We start from the raw sequence: 19,615 nt of genomic DNA, 5'->3' as shown, positions 1-19,615 counted from the left end.
CGTGCGAGTGGGCGTGCGGATGGGTGTGCGAGCTGGCGTGCGAGGGGGCGTACGGCCGTGGCCGGGCGCTCGTCAGCTACGGCGGGAGCTGAGGCGGCAGGCCAGGGCCGTGGCGGCGCCTGCGCTCAGCAGGCCGGCGAGCAGCGGCAGCCAGGGCAGGGTGATCGTTCCGTGGGCGGAGCCGGTGACCAGTCCGGAGACGGCGGCGTTCGCGGGCGAGGCGCTCCCGACCAGCAGCAGGAGCGCGGCGAGCAGTCCGGACACGATCGACCAGCCGGTGCTGCGCAGCACCGGCCAGTTGCAGAGCGCCCCGACGGCGGTGCCGAGCAGTACGCAGACCAGCCCGGCGAGCAGCCCGGCGCAGGCGGCGGCGAGCACGGGGACGGCGGTCCGGTGGTCGGAGGCGTGCGGGTCGGCGACGAGGGAGACGTACGCCGTACCGGCAAGAGCGAGGCCCGCCGCCGACAGGCTTCCCGTCAGGACCGCGGCGAGGTGCGCCGTGCCGGGTCCGGCTGCCGCCGCCGTGCAGGCGCGGGCGGCCGGCGGCTCGCTCGTGACGCAGATCCGGCACAGCCAGGCGGCGAGGGGCAGCAGCCCGAACGCGGCGACACCGTACGAGTCGAGGATCGGGCCGCCGCCCTGCACGCCCACGGCGAGCAGGGCGGCGTAGAGGAGGACCGGCGGCAGCCAGCGGTGCGACCGCAGGAGCAGGGCGAACTGGTAGCGGAGGAGCGGAATCACGGGTACCGGTTTTCGTCGTCGGAAGTCGGGCTGACCGCTGCGGGCCGGGCCGACGGGTCCTGCGTCGTTGCCGACGGTCCCGCCGGTGCCGGCGCGACCGCGCGGATGTGCCAGGGCGGGTGCGCCGCGAGCAGGGCGCGCAGCAGCGCGTCGGAGTGGGCGGCGGCAACGGTCAGCCGGACCGTCGTACCGTCCGGCCCCCGCGCGACGTACGGCCCGCCCGGCAGCTCGGCGAGGTCGCGAGCGGCGAGGTGTCCGGCCGCACCGGGAGCCGCCGCCTCGATGATCACCCGGGGCCCGGGCGGCAGCGCCCCGTCGTCCCCCGCCGAGCGCGCGTCCGTCCCCGCCCCGGCCGGGAGGCGGTCCAGGCCGTCGCCCGTGACGCGGTACCGCGCGTCGGCCGCGCCCGCCAGGCGCCGCGGGTCGTGGTCGACGAAGACGACCGTGCCGCCCGCCGCGACGCGCTCGGCCACCGCCCGGTCGAGGACGTCGCGGGCCGCCGGGTCCAGGCCCGTCCAGGCTTCGTCGAGGACGAGCAGTTCCGGGTCGGCGAGCAGGGCCTGGGTCAGCGCGACCTTCTGGCTGGTGCCCTTGGACAGCTCGGCGAGCGGCGTACGGGCGTGGCCGCCGGCGCCGAAACGTTCGAGCCAGTCCGTGGCGCGACGGGCCGCGGCGGGGCCGCGCAGGCCGTGGACCCGCCCGAGGTGGGTGAGGTAGCCGACGGCCGTGAACGGGAGGGCGGCGGGGAAGCGTTCGGGTACGTACGCGCTGCGCGGACGCCCGGTGACGCGGCCCTTGCCGGGCGCGTCGATCCCGGCCACGATCCGCAGCAGCGTCGACTTGCCGCTGCCGTTGGGGCCTTCGATCCGTACCAGCGAACGCCGCGGCAGTTCCAGGTCGATGTTCCGCAGTACCCACGGGCCCCGCGCCCCGTAACGCCGCCCGACCCCGTCCAGCCTCATCGGTCCCCCGGCCGTCATCCTCGTCCCAGCCCCCCGCTGTCCCCGCTGTCCCCGCTGCCCGCCCATCGCCCTCACTGTCAGTTCCCGGCCGCCTTCTCGGGGCGCAGTTCGCTGGGCCGTACGATCACGAAGCCCTCGCCGTCCAGCCGGAGTTGCACCGCCTCGCCGGAACCGCCGCGCAGCATCGAGCCGAGGCTCTGCGAACGGTGCAGCGAGGTCGTCAGCGACGCCGTCCAGCCGACCACCGCGTCGGTGTCCACGAACACCGGGGCCTGCGGCGACACGGGGATGACGATGGGGTTGCCCTCGCAGATCACGGCCAGCTTGCCCTGGCCGGTGAAGACGGAGTTGAACAGGCCGCCGCCGGTCATGCCCGCGCCCTTGACCGTGGAGATCTCGTAGGACAGGGACGGGTCGAAGCACAGCACGTTGCGGCCGTTGACCGTGAGGCCGTCGCCGGGGGCGATGTCGACGATGAAGCAGTTGGCGGCCTCGTGCGCGAACCAGACCTCGCCACGGCCGCGCACGGCCATCAGGGCCAGGCCCTCGCCGGTCACGGCCCGCTTGAGGAACTTGCCGACGCCCTGCCCCTGTTTCTCGAACCGCAGGTCGCCGCGGTAGGCGACCATCGAGCCCTGGCGCGCGAAGCACTCGCCGTCCACGGCGTACTTGATCGACTTGGCGTTCTGCAGGGTCATGCCGGGCGCGGAGGCCGGCGTGACCATGTTCTCGGAGGCGAAGAGGTCGCTGTGCATGAGGAGGATGATCACCCGGAACGTTCCGCTCCGCCAAGGCGCCGGCCCGCGCGGTGATGTTCCGAGCGGCTGGCACACTGGTCCGTGTGACCAGCACCGATCTCGCCGGGCCCGGCGATCCGACCGACGCCGCGGCCGACGCGCCCCGCCCCGCGGCGACCGGCCGCGACGCCGCCCCGCAGTACGTCCTCCCCCTCGTCGTCCGGATCGAGCGGGACGACCCGCCCGCCCGTACGGACGCGCTGGAGACCGCGGCACGGGCCGTGCTGACCCTGCTCTCGGACGAGCGGGCCACGGGCGACGGCGTATGGGCGGCGGCCGTACACGCCTGGGAGGACGCCCGGATCCGCAAGGTCGTACGCCGCGCCCGCGGCGCCGAATGGCGGCGCGCCGAGGCGCTGCCGGGCATCACGGTGCACGGCGAGAGCGCGGAGGTCCGGGTCTTCCCGCCGGTCCCGCTGGACGGCTGGCCCAAGGACCTGGCCCGCCTCCAGGTCTCCGGCACCCACCTCGACGACCCGCGGGAGCCCGCCGCCCCCGCCACCGGCGCCCCGGTGCTGTGGCTCAACCCGGAACTGGACATGTCGGCGGGCAAGTCGATGGCCCAGACGGGACACGGCGCGCAACTGGCCTGGTGGGCCCTGCCCGAGGCCGACCGCGCCGCCTGGCGCGCAGCCGGCTTCCCCCTGTCGGTACGCCCGTGCCCGCCCCACCGGTGGGCCGAACTGACGGCCGGCGGCCTGCCGGTGGTGCGGGACGCGGGGTTCACCGAGGTCGTGCCCGGTTCGTGCACGGTCGTCGCCGACCATCCGGCACTGCGGGCGCGGGGCTGAGCGCGGGGTTACGCGGCCGGAACCTCAGGTGCTGACGGTCGCGACGGGGTCGACGTCGTACGTGCGGGCGTAGCCGTTCTCGGTGCCGACGAGGAGGTCGACGACCTCGAAGTAGCGGTCCCAGAAGGGGGTTTCCCGCAGCGCGTCGATCAGGAGCTGGTACGCGGTGTGGTCGTCGGCCTCCCAGACCCAGACGTCGGTGACGCGGGTGGAGTAGAACTCCGTGTCGTAGAAGCGCGACCGGACGCCGGTCGTCTTGGCCTTGACCACCGGCATGACCTTGGTGTTCAGGGCGTCCACCCGCTCGTGCGGGGTCATGGCGAGCCACTCGGGCGTGGTCTTGATGAGCATGAAGGCGGTGACCACCGGTGCGGTTTCCTGTGCGGACATGACGGTTCCTCCGAAGTGGCAGAAGTAGCGGGACGGGCAGGTGAAGACGGTCGTGCACGCCACGGGTGACGGTCGTGCGGGCCGCCTGACGGCGGGCTTCGACGACCTCGTGGGGCGACCGGATCGGTACGTCCTCATCCTGTGGGCGGCCAGGCATTGCCACAATGGGAATGTCAGCAATGAATCATTGCCCGAAATGGAATCACGCTGGTGAACAGCCCTGACCCGGTCATCGACGCCAACCTCGCCGTCGCCTTGGACGCTCTGCTCGCCGAGCAGAGCGTCACCCGTGCCGCCGCCCGTCTGCACACCTCACCCGCCGCCATGAGCCGCACCCTGGCCCGTCTGCGCCGCGTCCTCCAGGACCCCCTCCTGGTCCGGGCCGGGCAGACGATGGTTCCCACGCCGCGTGCCCAGGCCCTGCGCGACGAAGCCGCCGCGGTGGTACGCCGCCTCGGCACCCTGCTCACCCCCGGCGCCGGCGTCGACCCCGCCGCCCTGCGCACCACCTTCACCCTCCAGACCGCCGACCTGGTGGGCGCGGCCCTGGCCCCCGGGCTGCTGCGGCTGGCCCGGCAGGAGGCGCCGGAGGTCTCGTTGCGGTTCCGGGCCGAGGAGCTGGAGGCGGGACCCGCCCTCCGCGACGGCCGGATCGACCTGGAGATCGGAGCCATCGACCACATCGCCCCCGAGACGCAGGTCGAAGAGCTGGTCACGCTCCGGATGGCGGCGGGCGTCCGGCCCGGCCACCCGCTCACCGAAGGGGAGCTGACCGCGGCCCGGCTCGCCGCCGCCGAACACGTCTCGGTCAGCCGTCGCGGCCGGTTCACCGGTCCTCTGGACACCGCCCTGGCCGAGCAGAACCTGCACCGCCGGGTGACCGCCGTCCTGCCCGGTCATGTGGCCGCGATGTCCCTCGCCGCGCGCAGCGACATCGTCTGCCTGGTGCCCACCGCGGCGCCCGGCGCCGCGCCTTCGCCCTTCACCGACGCAGCCACCGCCCTCGGGCTGCACCTCCTCGACATCCCCCTGGTCCTGCCGCCGGTGACCATCGGCATGGCCTGGCATCCCCGCCACGCCGCGGACGGAGCCCACCACTGGCTCCGCGACGCCGTCCGCCGGGCCGTGCGCGCCGGGTCCGGGCTCCTTTCAGGCCCGTAGCCAGGTGCGGCGGTTGCGGGCGACCGTGTAGACGCGTTCCACGCGGTCGGGGGCGAATACCCCGCCGAGCCGGCCGAGCAGGGGTACGTCACGTTCGTCGCGTATCACCCGTACGTCCCGCAGTGCCGGATCCAGCTCCACGTCCGCCGCGCCGGCGAAGGCCAGCACCGGCCGCGCCTCGACGCGGAACCGGCAGCCGCGGGTCAGCACGTACGCGGCGCGCCGGGCGTGCTGCCTGCTCTCGCGGACGTACGGCTGCGGCTCGCGTCCGCGGCCGGTGCCCACGGTGTCCTCCCCCACCCGCACCCGGGCCCCGCGGACGTGGTGGGTGTCGACGCACAGCACGCCGCCGGGCCCGATGAGCAGGTGCCCGATGACCGCGGCGGGCGGCAGCGGGATGGAGTGGATCACGTACCAGCCGCCCGCCGCCAGTTGGTCCAGGGCCGTGCCGACGGCCTGTTCGCCGAGGAGCTGCCGGTACCAGGCGTCCTGGGGCGGGCGCCGGCCGAGCAGGCGGGCGCACCACAGGGCCGCCCTGGCGCGCGGCTGCTCGGCGAGCCGGACCCGCAGGGCCTCGCCCGGCCGGTTCGGGGCGAGGTCGTCGTCCGGCGGCAGGAACAGCCGGTCCGGGTCGCTCGCGTACCGCGTCTCCTGCTTTCCCTCGTGTGCTCCGGGCCCGGGACGGAAGTCACTCATACCCATCACCCCCCGATGGCCATGGGAGCAGGCGCCCGGCCCCCGGGCAAGAGGTACGCAGCGGTGTGCAGGCGTACGAAGGGAGGCCGGGGAAACGTTGGCCGGAGGACGACGTACGGTTACGTCCTGTGTTCTCCTCTCTCCTTGGATTCACCGCGGTGGCCGTCCTGCTGACCGTCTCGCCGGGCCCCGACTTCGCCGTCGTGCTGCGGACGTCTCTCGGCTCGGGGCGGCGGTCGGCACTGTGCTCCGCGCTCGGCACAGCCGCGGGCTGCTTCGTGTGGGGACTGGCCGGAGCGGCCGGACTGACCGCGATGCTGTCGGCGTCGCAGGCGGCGTACGACGCGCTGCGCGTGGCCGGTGCGCTGTATCTGATGTGGCTGGGCTTCCAGGCGCTGCGCAGCGCCCGCCGCTCCTCGAAGGCGGCGCGCGGCACCGAGGCGGGCGCTCCCGTTCCGGAGGTGGGCGCCGCCTGTTCGGAGGCGGGCGCCGCCCTCCCCGAGCCCGGCCCGGCCGGCCGGCAGTCGCCGCTCCAGGCGTTCCGTACCGGTCTGCTGACGAATGTCCTGAACCCCAAGGTAGGGGTCGTGTACATGTCCCTGCTGCCGCAGTTCATCCCGCCGGACGCGCCGGTCGTGACCACGACACTGCTGCTGGTCGCCGTGCATGCCGTACTGGGCTTCGTCTGGCTCGGCGGAATCGCTTTCGCGGTGCACCGGGCGCGCGCCTTCTTCCAGCGCCCCCGCGTCCGCCGGCGCATGGACCAGGCCACCGGCGGTGTCCTGCTCGCACTGGGCGCCGCGGTCGGTGTCGAGACCGCGCGCTGAGCCGCCGGGTCTTCGAAGCCACCGCCGGGACCGCTCCGGGGCCACTCCGGGACCGCTCCCGGTGCCGCCGCCGGTCACGGCACGTCGCAAGCTCAAATCATGCTCTGAACCCGCGCCCTCCGGGGTTGGCCCGGTCCCGGCGCGGCGATGAGTACCGGACACCACGGGGGTGCACGAGTGGGAGGGGGAACCACCATGGACCGGCTCGGTACGGGCATCGGCTGGCGGCCCGAGATAGCCGACGGGATCGCGGAGCTGCCCGGCGTGGACTGGGTGGAAGTCGTCGCCGAGAACATCTGTCCAGGTCATCTCCCACCCGCCTTGCAGGCACTGCGCGCACGCGGCACGACCGTGGTGCCCCACGGGGTCTCCCTCGGGCTCGGCGGCGCCGAGCGCCCGGACGCCGGCCGGCTGGCCGCGCTCGCCGAACGCGCCGAGGCGCTGGGCGCGCCGCTGGTCACCGAGCACATCGCGTTCGTACGGGCCGGAGGCCCGCTGACCGCCTCCGCCGCGATGGAGGCGGGGCACCTGCTGCCGGTGCCCCGCACCCGCGACGCGCTGGACGTGCTCTGCGAGAACGTCCGGATCGCGCAGGACGCGCTGCCCGTACCGCTCGCCGTGGAGAACATCGCGGCGCTGGTCAACTGGCCCGGCGAGGAGATGACCGAGGGGCAGTTCCTCGCCGAACTGGTCGAGCGCACCGGCGTACGGCTGCTCATCGACGTCGCCAACCTCCACACCAATCATGTGAACCGGAACGAGGACCCGGCCACGGCACTGGACGAACTGCCGGTCGAGGCCATCGCGTACGTACACGTGGCGGGCGGCATCGAGCGGGACGGCGTCTGGCACGACACCCACGCCCACCCGGTGACCCGGCCCGTCCTGGACGTACTGGCCGAACTCTGCGCCCGTGTCACCCCGCCCGGCGTCCTGCTGGAGCGGGACGAGGACTTCCCGGCGACCGGTGAACTCGCCGCCGAACTCGACGCGATCCGCACCGTCCTGAAGGAAGCCCCGACCCCGGCCACTCTGCCCGCACCGGAACCGGTACCGACGCCGCGCCGGGTGCCTGGGACCGTCCCGGCGCCGGGCACCGGCACGGCCACCGCCACCCGGCAGCGCCTGGCCGTCGCGCAGACCGCGCTGCTCTCCGCGCTGGTCGCCGGGACCCCGGCGCCGGAGGGCTTCGACCGGCGGCGGCTGCACGTCCAGAGCCGGGCCCTGGCCGCCAAGCGGGCCTCCGTCGTCGCCAAGATCGCGCCGGAGCTGCCGGACATCCTCGGCGAGGACTTCCGGCCCGGCTTCCTCGCCTACGCACGGCACCGGCCCATGCGCCACGGCTACCGCCAGGACGCCATGGACTTCGCCGTCCATCTGCTGGCCGAAGGCCGGCCCGCCGACCCGGACGCCCGCCACCGGCTGACGCAGTGGTGGCGGGACCGCGCCGGTCCCAAGCCGCCGGGCGCCGGTCCGGCACGCCGACTCGCCCACGCCGTACGCCGCGCTCTCCACCGGAGGTGAAGGACATGCCCGCTCTTCTCGTGACCCTGGCGGTGGCCGCCTCCGCGCTGCTGCTCGTCGTCCGTACCGTCCGTATCGTCCGGGCGGCGCCCCGGCCCAAGTACCGCAGGGCGTCCCCGTACGAACTCTGGGAGATCGCCTTCCTCGCCGGCGGCCCGGCCCGGGTGGCGGACGCCGCGATAGCCGGGATGCACCAGGACGGCCGGCTCGCGGTGGGCGGGCCCGGGGTGGTGTCCGTGCGGCAGTCGGTGGCGTACGACCCGGTCGAGACGGCCGTGCTGGACTCGCTGGCGCGGACCCCGGACGGCTCGCTGGACACCCTGCGCCGCCACGTCATGCGGGCTCCGGCCGTCCAGGCCATCGGCGACCGGCTGGCGAAGCGCGGCCTGCTGCGGCACCCGCGCGCCGGCCGCCCCTGGCGTCTCCTCGCCGCCTGGCAGACCGGGATCTGTGCGGTGGGCCTTGTGCTCGTCCTGCTCCTGACCCTCACAGGAGCCATCGGCGGGAAAGGGGTGCCCTTCGTCATCCAGGTCCTGCCCGCGGCGATCCTCGGCACCGTGACCGGCCTGGTGTGCCGGAAGGCGCTGGGGCGGCGGGTCACGCCGGTCGGGGCCACGGCAGTACGGACGTTCCGTACCGTGCACAAGGCGGACCTGGTGAGCGCGCCGACCCAGTCCGCGGCGCTGGTCGTGGCGCTCGGCGGCACCGCGCTGCTGGTGGACGACGTGCTGCGCGACCAGCTCGACGAGGCGCAGCGCTCGGCGGTGGGTGCCTCCGCCGGGGCGTACTCCGGGTCCTCCGGCAGCTCGTCGCCCCCTTCCTCGAACGCGGCCTGCGGGTGGAACGTGCCCGACGACGACTCGCACACGTCCTGGTGCGGTTCTTCGTGCGGCGGCGGGTCGGGGTCGGGCTGCGGCGGGTCGTCGTGCGGCGGCGGGGGATCGTCGTGCGGCAGCAGCTCCGGGTCGAGCTGCAGCAGCAGTTCCTCCTCGTCCTGCGGTGGCGGTGGCGGCTGCGGTAGCTGAGCCGTGCGGTGCCGGTGGTGCCCGGCACCGCCGGCACCCGCGCCGCGCCGCACCCCCGGAGCCCCTGATGCGCCTGGCACCCCTGGGCAACCGGTCAACGTACCAGCGGCCAGCGGGCCTTGACGGGGCTTCCCCGAACGAGGGACGGGCTCGACGCAGGGCGCACTAGCGTGCGGTGCCGCACCAGGAGGCACCATGCGATCCGTAACCGGCACCGGTCTCGTCGTCGCCGCGCTCGCCGCGACCCTCGCCGCGCTGCTCTTTCCGATCTGGTCGTTCGCCGACCGGCCGGGCGCGGGCGGGGACGTCAACACCCAGACCGTCGCCACCTCGTTCGGCCCGCTGTCGGCGCTGGACCGGGACTTCGTCAACCGCGTACGGCTGGCGGGCCTGTGGGAGCTGCCCGCGGGCCAGCAGGCCCAGCAGCGCGGGACCGTGCCGGCCGTACGGGAGGCGGGTGACCATCTCGTCGACGGCCACGCCTCGCTCGACCGGCACGTACGCGAGGTGGCCGCGCAGCTCGGTCTCGGGCTGCCCGACCGGCCCAACGCCCAGCAGCGGCAGTGGCTGAGGGAGCTGAGCAGCGCGCGCGGGGCCGCGTACGACCGCAAGTTCGCGAACATCCTGCGGCTGGCGCACGGCAAGGTCTTCACCGTCGTCGCGCAGGTCCGCGCGACCACCCGCAACGCGCTCGTCCGCGCGCTGGCCGACGACGCCAACCGGACGGTCCTGGACCACATCTCCATGCTGGAGCGCACCGGATTCGTCGACTTCGACGCGATCGCCGAGGACGCGGCCACCGCTTCGCCGCCACCGAGCCCCTCGGCCCCGCCGCCTTCCCTCGACGCGGTGCCCGCCTCGTCGCCGACGCCCGTCACACCGTCACCGACGTATTCGCTGCCTCCACCCGCGACGCCACCCGCCACCGCCACCGGCGGTGCCACCAGGGCCCCGGCTCCCGCCGGACCCTCCGGCGACCGGCGTCAACACCCCTGAGAGAACGGGAAGAAGTGATCTCCCATGCCCGACCACCGGCACTCCGGAACCCCCGAGCCGCCGCGGCCGCCCCGCCCTTCGCCGCCACCGCGGCCGTCGCCGCCCGCCCCCCGGCCCCCGCGGCACCGGCGGCGGCTCGGCACCAAGCACCTCGTGCTGATCGCCCTGCTCGCCCTGCTCGGTTCGGCCGGCACCTTCGTCTCCGTGACCGGCAATGCCTCGGCTCACCACACCACTCCCCCGTCCGGGCCCCCACCCGTCGAATCGTCGTCCACCCCAACGTCACCCAGCGTGACACAGCCCACTGACAACGCCTCCGCGACCGCCTCCGGCACCGGTTCCGCCGGGCCGTCGAACTCCCCCGCCGACGCCCCCGACGGGCCCGCGGGACCCACCGGAACCAGCGCCACGACAAGCCCCGGCGGTTCCTCCGGCACCGGTCAAAGCGTCCCGGCAGCCGGTGACTTCGCCGACATCCGCTCCGTACGGCCCGGCCCGCCGCCCCCGCGCGGCGGACGCGACGCCTCCACCGGCACCTTCACCAGCAACTGCGGCCGCAACGAGAACGGACACCGGAACCCCGACAACTTCATCGTCACTCCCGGTGTCGCCAACGGCGCCCACCACCTCCACGACTACGTCGGCAACCGCTCCACGGACGCCTTCTCCACCGACGACTCGCTGCGCGCGGCCGGCACCACCTGCGCCCGCGGCGACAAGTCGACGTACTTCTGGCCCGTACTGCGCCGCCTGAGCGGCCGGGACGGCCCGAGCAGCGGCAACGGACAGGACCCGGCGGACGGAAACGTGGGCCAGGTGCTCACCCCCCGCTCCGTCTCGCTCACCTTCCGGGGCAGTCCCGCGGGCCAGGTCACCGCCATGCCGGAGGGCCTGCGCGCCATCACGGGCGACGCCAAGGCGTTCACCAACGGCACCGCCAACGCCCGGGCGCAGTGGACCTGCACCGGCTTCGAGAACCGGCGCCTGACCGACAAGTACCCGTTGTGCCCCGGCGGCAGCCAGGCCGTACGGCTGCTGGACTTCCCGAGCTGCTGGGACGGGACGAACCAGGACAGCGCCGACCACCGCACGCACCTCGTCTTCCCCGACCGGACCTCGGGCCGCTGCCCCACCGGCACGAAGGCCGTGCCGCAGCTCCAGATGCGGCTGACCTACGCCGTGCAGCCCCGACCGCGCGCCTTCGCCCTCGACAGCTTCCCCGAACAGCTTCGCAAGCCGGTGACCGACCACGCCGACTTCGCCAACTTCATGCCGCGCGACCTGATGGCGCGCGCGGTGCAGTGCATCAACTCCGGCCGCCGCTGCCAGTGAGGAACACGGGGCCGGGTCCACGCATGGCTGTACGAGCCGAACGGCCGTGACGTCCGCACCGCGCTCCACTCGTTGGGGGCATAGCTCCCGACACCGGAGCGCGGTGCTTTACAAGCCCAACCCACGCCCCAACCATCCCTTTTGTATGCCCACCGGGCGCCTCCATACGAAGGGACGGCTTGTGAAAGCAGTAGCGCTGTACGGCACCCTCGGGTCGCTGGTCCTGTCCGCCCTCGTCGCCGTCCCCGCGGACGGGACCACCCGGTCCGCCACCGCCGAGGCCCCGGCGCCCGCACCGCCCCGCATCGCCTTCGGCCGCTGCGCCCCCGAGGAGCACCTGCCGGCCGGTGTGGAGTGCGGCCGGCTCACCGTCCCGCTGGACTACGCCCGCCCCAGGGACAAGAAGATCACCCTCACCGTGAGCCGGGCCCGCGCCACCGGCTCCGCCAAGGAGCGCCAGGGCGCGCTCGTCTTCAATCCGGGCGGCCCCGGCGCGTCCAGCATGAACTTCCCGCTGTACGCGAAGGTGGACCGCTGGCGCAGGACGGCGCGGGCGTACGACTTCGTCGGCTACGCGCCGCGCGGTGTCGGGCGCTCGGCGCCGCTGTCCTGCCAGGACCCGGCCAAGTTCGCCAAGATCCCGAGCGAGAGCCCGCGGCACCCCTCCGAGGCGTTCAAGCGCAAGAAGGCCGCCGAGGCGAAGGCGTACGCGCAGGGCTGCGCACGCCACGCGGGGCCCGCGCTGCGCCACTACACGTCCGCCAACAACGCCCGTGACCTGGACATGCTGCGCGCCGGGCTCGGCGAGAAGAAGCTCACGTACATGGGCGCCTCCTACGGCACCTACTTCGGGGCGGTGTACGCGACGCTCTTCCCCGGCCACGTCCGCCGGATGGTCTTCGACAGCGTCGTCAACCCCGACCCCCGGCAGGTCTGGTACCGCAACAACCTCGACCAGAACATCGGTTTCGAGCGCCGCTGGCAGGACTGGGGCCGCTGGGTGGCCAAGCACCACAAGGTGTACCGCCTGGGTACGACTCCACAGGCGGTGCTGCGTGCGTACGACACCGTGCGGGAGCGGCTGCACCGCCGGCCCCTGGGCGGCAAGGTGGGGTCGGCGCAGTTGCAGGCGGCCTTCCTCAAGACGGGTTACAACGACGCGTACTGGCCGGTGCGCGCCGCGGCCCTCGCCGCGTACGTCAAGGGCGACCCCAAGCTGCTGCTCAAGCAGGCCACGCCGCTGCCGGGCGGTGAAAAAGCGGACGAGAACGGCAACGCTGTCTACACGGCCGTGGAGTGCAACGACGGACTGTGGCCGCGTGACCTGCGGGTCTGGGACCGGGACAACACCGCCAGCGCGCGCGTCGCGCCCTTCGAGACGTGGGACAACGCCTGGATGAACCTGCCGTGCGCCTTCTGGCCCCGCCACTCGCCGAGGGGCGCCGTCCAGGACCCCACCCGGTACGCGGAGGACGTGACCGACGTGGCCCTGCCGCAGGCGGGCGCGCCGCACCGCCCGGTCGACGTACGGACCGCGCCGGGCGCGCTGCCGCCGGTGCTGCTGCTGGCCGCCGAGCGGGACGGCGCGACGCCGCACTCCGGCGCGGTCGAGCTGCGGCGCCGGCTGCCCGGCGCGTCGCTGGTGACCGAGCGCGGCGCCGGGACGCACGGTGTCTCGTTCGGGACGAACGCCTGCGCCAACCGGCATGTGGAGCGGTACCTGCTGACCGGGCGGACCCCGGCCCGGGACACCTTCTGCGGGCCGCGCGCGGAACCCAAGCCGGTCATGCCCGCCAAGAAGCGCACGTAGCGCGGCGGGCCAAGCGGCACGACGGGCCGCTCAACAGGCGACGGGCAGGGTGCGGGTGCCGCACCCGGCCCGTCGCGCCGTCTCAGGCCAGCCCGGCGACCAGCTCGGCGACCGCCTTGCGGCGCCCGGTGTAGAACGGCACCTCCTCGCGGACGTGCATCCGCGCCTCGGAGCCGCGCAGGTGACGCATGAGGTCGACGATGCGGTACAGCTCGTCGGCCTCGAAGGCGAGGATCCACTCGTAGTCGCCGAGCGAGAAGGACGGCACGGTGTTGGCGCGCACGTCCGGGAAGCCGCGGGCCATCTTGCCGTGGTCGGCGAGCATCCGGCGGCGGTCCTCGTCGGGGAGGAGGTACCAGTCGTAGGAGCGCACGAACGGGTAGACGCTCACGTAGTCGCGGGCGACCTCGTCGGCCAGGAAGGCCGGGATGTGCGACTTGTTGAACTCGGCCGGGCGGTGCAGCGCCATGTTCGACCAGACCGGCTCCAGCGCGCGCCCCAGCTTGGTGCGGCGGAAGAGGTTGTACGCCTCCTGGAGCGCGTCGGAGCTCTCCGAGTGCCACCAGATCATCACGTCGGCGTCGGCCCGCAGGCCGGACACGTCGTACGTGCCGCGCACGACGACGTCCTTGGCGGCGAGCTGCGCGAACAGCGTCTCGACCTCGTCGGCGTACCCGGTGCGGTCCTCGGGCAGCGCGTCGCGCAGCTTGAACACCGACCAGAGCGTGTAGCGGATGACCTCGTTCAGGTCCTTCGCCTTCTTGCCGGCGTTCGGGGTCTTCTCGGGAGCGGCCCCGGTGGGGTTGGCGGGGGCGGAAGCGTCAGTCATGGGTCCCATTCTCACTCGCCCGTCGTGGCGGCTCGCGGCAGGGTGTCCAAGATGTCGTCCGCGGCCGTGCGCGCGGAGGCGATGCAGGCCGGAATGCCGACGCCGTCGTAGAGCGCGCCGCACACCCGCAGTCCGGGCAGCTTGCCGGTCTCGGCCCGGACACGGGCGACGCGCTCCAGGTGGCCGACGGGGTACTGCGGCAGCCCGCCGTCCCAGCGGGTGACCCGCTGCGCGACGGGCCGGGCGGCCAGCCCGACGGCCTCGCCGAGGTCGCGCAGCGACAGCTCCACCAGGTCGGCGTCGTCCCGCGCCAGGTCGGCCTCGTCGCCGTACCGCCCGACGGAGGTGCGCAGCACGAACAGGTCCGGGTCGCCGTCGGCGATCCAGCCCCACTTGTTGCCGGCGAAGGTGGACGCCTTGATCGTGCGGCCGTCGACCGGCGGCGCGAGGAAGCCGCTGCCGGTCAGCGCCGCCTCGACGTCCGCGCGGCGGAAGGCCATGGTCACCAGGGCCATGGAGGCGTACTCGACGGCGGACAGCTCGGTGGCGGCGGCCGGTGCCTCGGCGGCCAGCAGCCGGGCGGCGGCGGGCGCCGGTGCCGCCAGGACCACGGCGTCCGCGTCCAGCGCCGCCGGTCCTGCGCCGCCGTCCAGGACGACGCGCCAGCCCTCGGCGGTGCGCCGCAGCTCCCGTACCGGGGCGTGCGTACGGATCTCGCCGCCGGCGGCCCGTACCGCGTCGGCGACGGCGCCCGGCAGCGTGCCCACACCGCCGTCGATGCCCATGAAGACCGGTGCCGGCACCTGGTCGGATCCGGCGGCGCGCGCCGCCGTCCGCGCCTGGATGCCCCGTACGCCCTCGATCAGCGAGCGCTCGGCGCGGGCGGCCTCGAAGAGCTGGGGGACGGCGGCGCGCATCGAGATGCGGTACGCGTCGCCCGCGTACACACCGCCGAGCAGCGGTTCGACGAGCCGGTCGACGACCTCGCGGCCCAGCCGGGCGGCGACGTACTCGCCGACCGCCACGTCCGCGCCGACCTCCGTGCGCTCCAGCGCCTCGTCCTCGGCGATCCGGGCCATGCCCTCGGGGGAGATCACCCCGGAGGCCGCCAGCAGGTCCAGGTCGCCCGGTACGCCCATCACGTGCCCCTTGGGCATCGGCCGCAGCGCGCCGCGCGTCCACAGGGCGGCGGTGGCGGTCGTGGGCGGCTGCAGGCGGTCGCCGAGGCCCACGGCGCGTGCCAGGTCCACCGCCTCCGGACGCCTGGCCAGCATCGACTCGGCGCCGAGGTCGACCGGTACCCCCGCGATCTCTCCGGCGCGCAGCTTGCCGCCGAGCCGGCCGGACGCTTCCAGCACGGTCACCCGGGCCCCGCCGTCCAGCAGTCGGTGGGCCGCTGCCAGCCCCGAGATGCCCCCACCGATGACGACGACATGACTTCCGGACGTGCGGCCCGTACTGGTGTGCGCTGTGCTCATGCCCCCACTCTCTCAGAGTGCGTCCGGCGTCCGGACCGTGACCGCATCGCGACGCACGGACGGCAACCCGCGGCTCCCCCGCCACGTCGAAGTGGCAACAGCGGCACACCACTTCGGGGGTACGGGACATGGGCACAGCGGTCAGGTCGTACGGGACACGGCGGGCGGCCGCGGCAGCGCTGCTCGTGGCGTCCCTCGGAGTCGCCGGATGCGGGGCGGCCGGGCAGCAGGACAAGACCGGGCAGGCGAGCGCGGAGCGGAGGGACACCGGGGCCGCGCGGGGCGAGCAGGGCATGGTCGGGCCCAAGGCGCCGGGCGCCGCGGAGTCGGCCGGCGGGAAGGCCGGTACGGGCAGCGGCACCGGGAAGCCCGCGCCGGTCGCGACGGCGCAGATCATCCGTACGGCGTCGCTGACCGTCGAGGCCGAGGACGTACCGGAAGCGTTGGCCAAGGCCCGTACGGCGGCCAGGGGTGTCGGCGGCTACGTCGGGGACGAGTCCACCGACCGGGACGGCGAAGGGCGGGAACGCTCCCGGGTGGAGCTGCGGGTACCGCCCGAGGCGTACGACGGGCTGCTGGACCGGCTCTCCCGGCTGGGCACCCTCAAGAAGCGCCAGGTCTCGGCGAAGGACGTCACCGATCAGGTGGTGGACACCGGCAGCCGCATCAAAACGCAGCAGGCCAGCGTGGCACGGGTGCGGGCGCTGATGGACAAGGCCACCTCGATCGGCGACATCGTCACGCTGGAGTCCGAACTCAGCCGCCGCCAGTCGGAACTGGAATCCCTCCAGGCACGCCTGAAGTCGCTCCAGGAGCAGACCGGCATGGCGACGGTGTCGCTGGTGCTGCACGAACCGGACGCGGCGGCGGACGACGAGGGGACCTCCTTCGGGGACGCGCTCAGCGGCGGCTGGGACGCCTTCACGGCGGGGGTGCGGCGGCTTCTGGTGGCGGTCGGCGCGTCGCTGCCGTTCCTCGCGGCGGGGGCACTGGTGTACGTGCTGTGGCGGGTGCTGCGGGGACGGGTGGTGCGGGGGCGGCTGTCGCGGCGTACGCGGTCGCCGAAGGTTGCCGCGCGGGAGGACTCCACGGGAACCGCACGGGAGAGTTCCGCGGAGACCGCACGGGAGGGTGACGGACCGGGGGACCGTTGACAGCCGCGGGCGGCGGGCAAAGACTCGGGACGACAGCGCCGATCTTCGGGCGGACAGCTTCGGGCGGACAGCGAGGACAGGGCCGGATGACCGAGCAGGGTGCACGGGACACACGAGGCGCGTGGGGCGCCCGGGACGTCTACATCGTCGACGCCGTACGGACCCCGGTCGGCAAGTACGGCGGCGCCCTCGCGGGCACCCGCCCCGACGACCTCGCCGCCCACGTCGTCAAGGCCCTCGTGGAGCGCACCCCGGACCTCGACCCGGCCCGCATCGACGACGTCGTGTTCGGCGACGCCAACGGGGCGGGCGAGGACAACCGCAACGTGGCGCGGATGGCCGTGCTGCTGTCCGGGCTCCCCACCTCCGTACCCGGCGTGACGGTCAACCGCCTGTGCGGCTCCGGCCTGGAGGCCGTCATCCAGGCCGCCCGCTCCATCGCCCTGGGAGACGCGCACATCGTGCTCGCGGGCGGCGTGGAGTCGATGAGCCGCGCGCCGTACGTCTTCCAGAAGCCCGAACGGGCCTTTCCCGCCGGTCACCAGGAGATGTTCTCCTCGACGCTGGGCTGGCGGATGGTCAATCCGCGGATGGCGCCCGAGTGGACGGTCTCGCTGGGCGAGGGCGCCGAGCTGATCGCCGACAAGTACGGCATCGGACGCGAGCAGCAGGACGCCTTCGCGCTCGACAGCCATCGCAAGGCAGCGCGCGCCTGGGAGGAGGGCGCCTACGACGCCGAAGTCGTACCGCTGCCGGACGTGGACCTGGCGCAGGACGAATCGATCCGCGCCTCGACTTCCGTGGAAGCGCTGGCCAAGCTCCGCCCGGCCTTCCGCAAGGAGGGCGGCACGGTCACGGCGGGCAACGCCTCCCCGCTCAACGACGGCGCCGCGGCCCTCCTCCTCGTCGACGAGGAAGGGCTGCGGGCCACCGGCCGGGAGCCGCTCGCCCGCATCGGCGCGAGCGCGGTGACCGGCATCGAGCCGGAGCTGTTCGGGCTGGGCCCGGTGGAGGCCGTACGGCGGGCCCTGGACAAGGCGGGGCGCGACATCACCGACCTGGCCGCCTTCGAGCTGAACGAGGCGTTCGCGGCCCAGGCACTGGGCTGCCTCGCCCAGTGGCCCGGACTCGACCCGGACGTGGTCAACCCGCGCGGCGGCGCCCTCGCCATCGGGCACCCGCTGGGCGCGTCCGGTGCCCGGCTGGCCGGCGCGGTCGCCCACCAGCTCGCCGCGCGCGGCTCCGGTACGGGCCTGGCGGCGCTGTGCATCGGCGTGGGGCAGGGCCTGGCGCTCGTACTGGAACGCGAGTAAGGGGACGCGAGTCAGGGAACGCGGGGTTCGGGCCGGCCGCGGGCCGGGCCCGGCCGGACTCGCACCGCGTACATCGGGCCGGCCGCGGGCAGCGGGACCGGGCGGCACGGCCCGGGTATGGACGAGACGGCCCGGACATGGACGGCGCGGCCCGGACGTGGACGGCGCGGCCCCGCCGCCCCCGCTATCACCGATGCGGGAGGATGAACCGAACTGGTTCATTCCTCAACCGTTCCGACCGGAGGCCGCGCGCGATGCCCCTGCTCGACCTGGAACACCTGCCCCCGCTGCACGGCGGCACGACCACCGCGGTCGAACCGGCGACCGGCGAGGCCCTGGCCGCCTTCCCCCTCGCCGCCCCCGCCGACGTGGCGAGCGCCGCCGCCGAGGCCGCGGCCGCCCAGCGCGCCTGGGCCCGTACGCCGTACACGGAGCGCGCCGCGGTGCTGCGCCGGGCCGGGGACCTGATCACCCAGCACGCCGCGGAACTGTCCGAATGGATCGTCCGGGAGGCCGGCAGCGTCCCCGGCAAGGCCGGGTTCGAGATACGGACCGCCGCCGAGGAGTGCTACGAGGCCGCCGCGCTCGCCCACCACCCCCTGGGCCAGGTGCTGCCCTCCGCCGCGCCCCGCCACTCGTACACGACCCGGGTGCCGGCCGGTGTCGTCGGCGTCATCGCGCCGTTCAACGTCCCGCTCGTGCTCGCGATGCGCTCCGTCGCCCCGGCCCTGGCCCTCGGCAACGCGGTCGTCCTCAAGCCCGACCCGCGCACCGCGGTGTGCGGCGGCCACGCCGTGGCGGCGGTCTTCGCGGCGGCCGGACTGCCCGAAGGGCTGCTGCACGTGCTGCCGGGCGGCAGCGAGGCCGGGCAGGCCCTGGTCGGCGACCGGCACGTCCGGGTGATCTCCTTCACCGGCTCCACGCAGGCGGGCCGCAGCGTCGGCGCGCTCGCCGCCCGGCACCTCAAGCGGGCCCACCTGGAGCTGGGCGGCAACAGCGCCTTCCTGGTCCTGGAGGACGCGGACCTGGACGCCGCGATGTCCGCCGCCGCCTGGGCCTCCTTCTTCCACCAGGGCCAGATCTGCATGTCCTCGGGCCGCCACCTCGTGCACGCCTCCCTGTACGACGCGTACGTCGAGCGGCTGGCGGCCACGGCCGACGCGCTCGCCGTCGGCGACCCGTACCGCGAAAAGGTCCAGCTCGGGCCGCTCATCGACGGTGGACAGCGGGACCGGGTGCACGGCCTGGTCGAGGCGAGCACGGCGGCGGGCGCCCGGCTCGCGGCCGGCGGCACCCACCGCGACCTGTTCTACCGGCCCACCGTCCTGGCCGACGTGGACGACCGCGCGCCCGCCTACGCCGAGGAGGTCTTCGGGCCGGTCGCGCCCGTACGCAAGTTCCACACCGCCGACGAGGCCGTGGCCCTGGCGAACGACACGCGGTACGGGCTGGCGCTCGGCGTCGTCACCCGCGACACCGCGCGCGCCCTGGAGCTGGCCGACCGCATACCGACCGGCCTGCTGCACATCAACGACCAGACGGTCAACGACGAGCCGGTCGCGCCGATGGGCGGCTTCGCCGACTCCGGCACCGGCGCCCACTTCGGCGGCACGGCCAACCTCGACGCCTTCACCGAGACCCGCTGGACCACGGTCCGCGCCGCCCCGGCCGGGTACCCGTTCTGACCCGTAATCTGCGCCGTACGGGCGGATCGGCCGTCCGGACGACGGGCGGGCGCACGGCCGTACGGACCGCCGGTCGTAGGGACCGCAGGTCGTAGGAACGGCCG

General features: G+C 74.5%; 18 protein-coding genes. 11 read left to right on the top strand and 7 right to left on the bottom strand.

Annotated elements, in window-relative coordinates; all coding sequences use genetic code 11:
• Window positions 1-72 precede the first annotated feature (72 nt).
• The 3 genes from AB0A97_RS19980 to AB0A97_RS19970 form a co-directional block, all read right to left on the bottom strand.
• Window positions 73-741, bottom strand: coding sequence for an ABC transporter (locus AB0A97_RS19980; protein WP_361151458.1), 669 nt, complete (start codon window positions 739-741; stop codon window positions 73-75).
• The gene (locus tag AB0A97_RS19975; protein ID WP_361151456.1) at window positions 738-1,703 is read right to left on the bottom strand and encodes an ATP-binding cassette domain-containing protein; all 966 of its coding nucleotides are present in this window, start codon (window positions 1,701-1,703) and stop codon (window positions 738-740) included. The genes AB0A97_RS19980 and AB0A97_RS19975 overlap by 4 nt, the downstream gene beginning before the upstream one ends.
• A 77-nt stretch (window positions 1,704-1,780) precedes the next feature.
• Window positions 1,781-2,458 (bottom strand): AIM24 family protein, encoded by a 678-nt coding sequence (locus tag AB0A97_RS19970; RefSeq protein WP_361151453.1) that lies wholly within the window; start codon window positions 2,456-2,458, stop codon window positions 1,781-1,783.
• 86 nt (window positions 2,459-2,544) lie between these two features.
• Between AB0A97_RS19970 and AB0A97_RS19965 the strand changes: the two genes are divergently transcribed.
• A complete protein-coding gene (locus AB0A97_RS19965; protein WP_361151450.1) occupies window positions 2,545-3,291 on the top strand; it encodes a peptidyl-tRNA hydrolase in 747 nt (248 codons plus the stop codon).
• 24 nt (window positions 3,292-3,315) lie between these two features.
• Here the strand turns inward: AB0A97_RS19965 and AB0A97_RS19960 are convergent, their stop codons facing one another.
• Window positions 3,316-3,681 (bottom strand): darcynin family protein, encoded by a 366-nt coding sequence (locus AB0A97_RS19960; protein ID WP_361151447.1) that lies wholly within the window; start codon window positions 3,679-3,681, stop codon window positions 3,316-3,318.
• A gap of 210 nt (window positions 3,682-3,891) precedes the next feature.
• On the opposite strand from AB0A97_RS19960, the gene AB0A97_RS19955 reads away from it, so the two are divergent.
• Entirely contained in the window at window positions 3,892-4,842 is a 951-nt protein-coding gene (locus tag AB0A97_RS19955; RefSeq protein WP_361151445.1) for a LysR family transcriptional regulator, read from the top strand.
• Here the strand turns inward: AB0A97_RS19955 and AB0A97_RS19950 are convergent.
• The gene (locus AB0A97_RS19950) at window positions 4,831-5,538 is read right to left on the bottom strand and encodes a nuclease-related domain-containing protein (protein WP_361151443.1); all 708 of its coding nucleotides are present in this window, start codon (window positions 5,536-5,538) and stop codon (window positions 4,831-4,833) included. The genes AB0A97_RS19955 and AB0A97_RS19950 overlap by 12 nt on opposite strands.
• Before the next feature lie 128 nt (window positions 5,539-5,666).
• Between AB0A97_RS19950 and AB0A97_RS19945 the strand changes: the two genes are divergently transcribed.
• From AB0A97_RS19945 to AB0A97_RS19920, 6 genes are all read left to right on the top strand, one after another.
• Window positions 5,667-6,365, top strand: a complete 699-nt coding sequence (locus AB0A97_RS19945) for a LysE family translocator (protein ID WP_361151440.1) — start codon at window positions 5,667-5,669, stop codon at window positions 6,363-6,365.
• Between the two features lie 195 nt (window positions 6,366-6,560).
• Window positions 6,561-7,889, top strand: a complete 1,329-nt coding sequence (locus AB0A97_RS19940; protein ID WP_361151938.1) for a DUF692 domain-containing protein — start codon at window positions 6,561-6,563, stop codon at window positions 7,887-7,889.
• A gap of 5 nt (window positions 7,890-7,894) precedes the next feature.
• Complete coding sequence (locus tag AB0A97_RS19935; protein ID WP_361151437.1) at window positions 7,895-8,914, top strand: TIGR04222 domain-containing membrane protein; 1,020 nt, start codon at window positions 7,895-7,897, stop codon at window positions 8,912-8,914.
• Between the two features lie 195 nt (window positions 8,915-9,109).
• On the top strand, window positions 9,110-9,910 hold the full coding sequence (locus tag AB0A97_RS19930; protein ID WP_361151435.1) for a DUF4142 domain-containing protein: 801 nt from the start codon (window positions 9,110-9,112) through the stop codon (window positions 9,908-9,910).
• A gap of 24 nt (window positions 9,911-9,934) precedes the next feature.
• Window positions 9,935-11,242 (top strand): DUF1996 domain-containing protein, encoded by a 1,308-nt coding sequence (locus AB0A97_RS19925; RefSeq protein ID WP_361151433.1) that lies wholly within the window; start codon window positions 9,935-9,937, stop codon window positions 11,240-11,242.
• A gap of 181 nt (window positions 11,243-11,423) precedes the next feature.
• Complete coding sequence (locus AB0A97_RS19920; protein ID WP_361151431.1) at window positions 11,424-13,052, top strand: alpha/beta hydrolase; 1,629 nt, start codon at window positions 11,424-11,426, stop codon at window positions 13,050-13,052.
• Between the two features lie 82 nt (window positions 13,053-13,134).
• Here the strand turns inward: AB0A97_RS19920 and hemQ are convergent, their stop codons facing one another.
• Window positions 13,135-13,881: a hydrogen peroxide-dependent heme synthase gene (gene hemQ, locus AB0A97_RS19915; RefSeq protein ID WP_361151428.1), complete on the bottom strand. Its 747-nt coding sequence runs from the start codon at window positions 13,879-13,881 to the stop codon at window positions 13,135-13,137.
• Window positions 13,882-13,892: 11 nt separating this feature from the next.
• Window positions 13,893-15,359, bottom strand: a complete 1,467-nt coding sequence (gene hemG, locus AB0A97_RS19910) for a protoporphyrinogen oxidase (protein WP_361151425.1) — start codon at window positions 15,357-15,359, stop codon at window positions 13,893-13,895.
• A gap of 128 nt (window positions 15,360-15,487) precedes the next feature.
• On the opposite strand from hemG, the gene AB0A97_RS19905 reads away from it, so the two are divergent.
• The 3 genes from AB0A97_RS19905 to AB0A97_RS19895 all read left to right on the top strand — a co-directional run bounded on the left by AB0A97_RS19905 (window position 15,488) and on the right by AB0A97_RS19895 (window position 19,511).
• The gene (locus tag AB0A97_RS19905) at window positions 15,488-16,513 is read left to right on the top strand and encodes a DUF4349 domain-containing protein (RefSeq protein ID WP_361151422.1); all 1,026 of its coding nucleotides are present in this window, start codon (window positions 15,488-15,490) and stop codon (window positions 16,511-16,513) included.
• Between the two features lie 86 nt (window positions 16,514-16,599).
• Window positions 16,600-17,826: a thiolase family protein gene (locus AB0A97_RS19900; protein ID WP_361151419.1), complete on the top strand. Its 1,227-nt coding sequence runs from the start codon at window positions 16,600-16,602 to the stop codon at window positions 17,824-17,826.
• A gap of 254 nt (window positions 17,827-18,080) precedes the next feature.
• Window positions 18,081-19,511 (top strand): aldehyde dehydrogenase family protein, encoded by a 1,431-nt coding sequence (locus AB0A97_RS19895; RefSeq protein ID WP_361151416.1) that lies wholly within the window; start codon window positions 18,081-18,083, stop codon window positions 19,509-19,511.
• Window positions 19,512-19,615: the final 104 nt, after the last annotated feature.

Origin of the sequence: Streptomyces sp. NPDC045470 (genome assembly GCF_040646595.1) — a bacterium.
Taxonomy (GTDB): Bacteria; Actinomycetota; Actinomycetes; order Streptomycetales; family Streptomycetaceae; genus Streptomyces.
The sequence above is the reverse complement of the archived record's forward strand: the minus strand, read 5'-3'. Positions and strand labels throughout refer to the sequence as shown.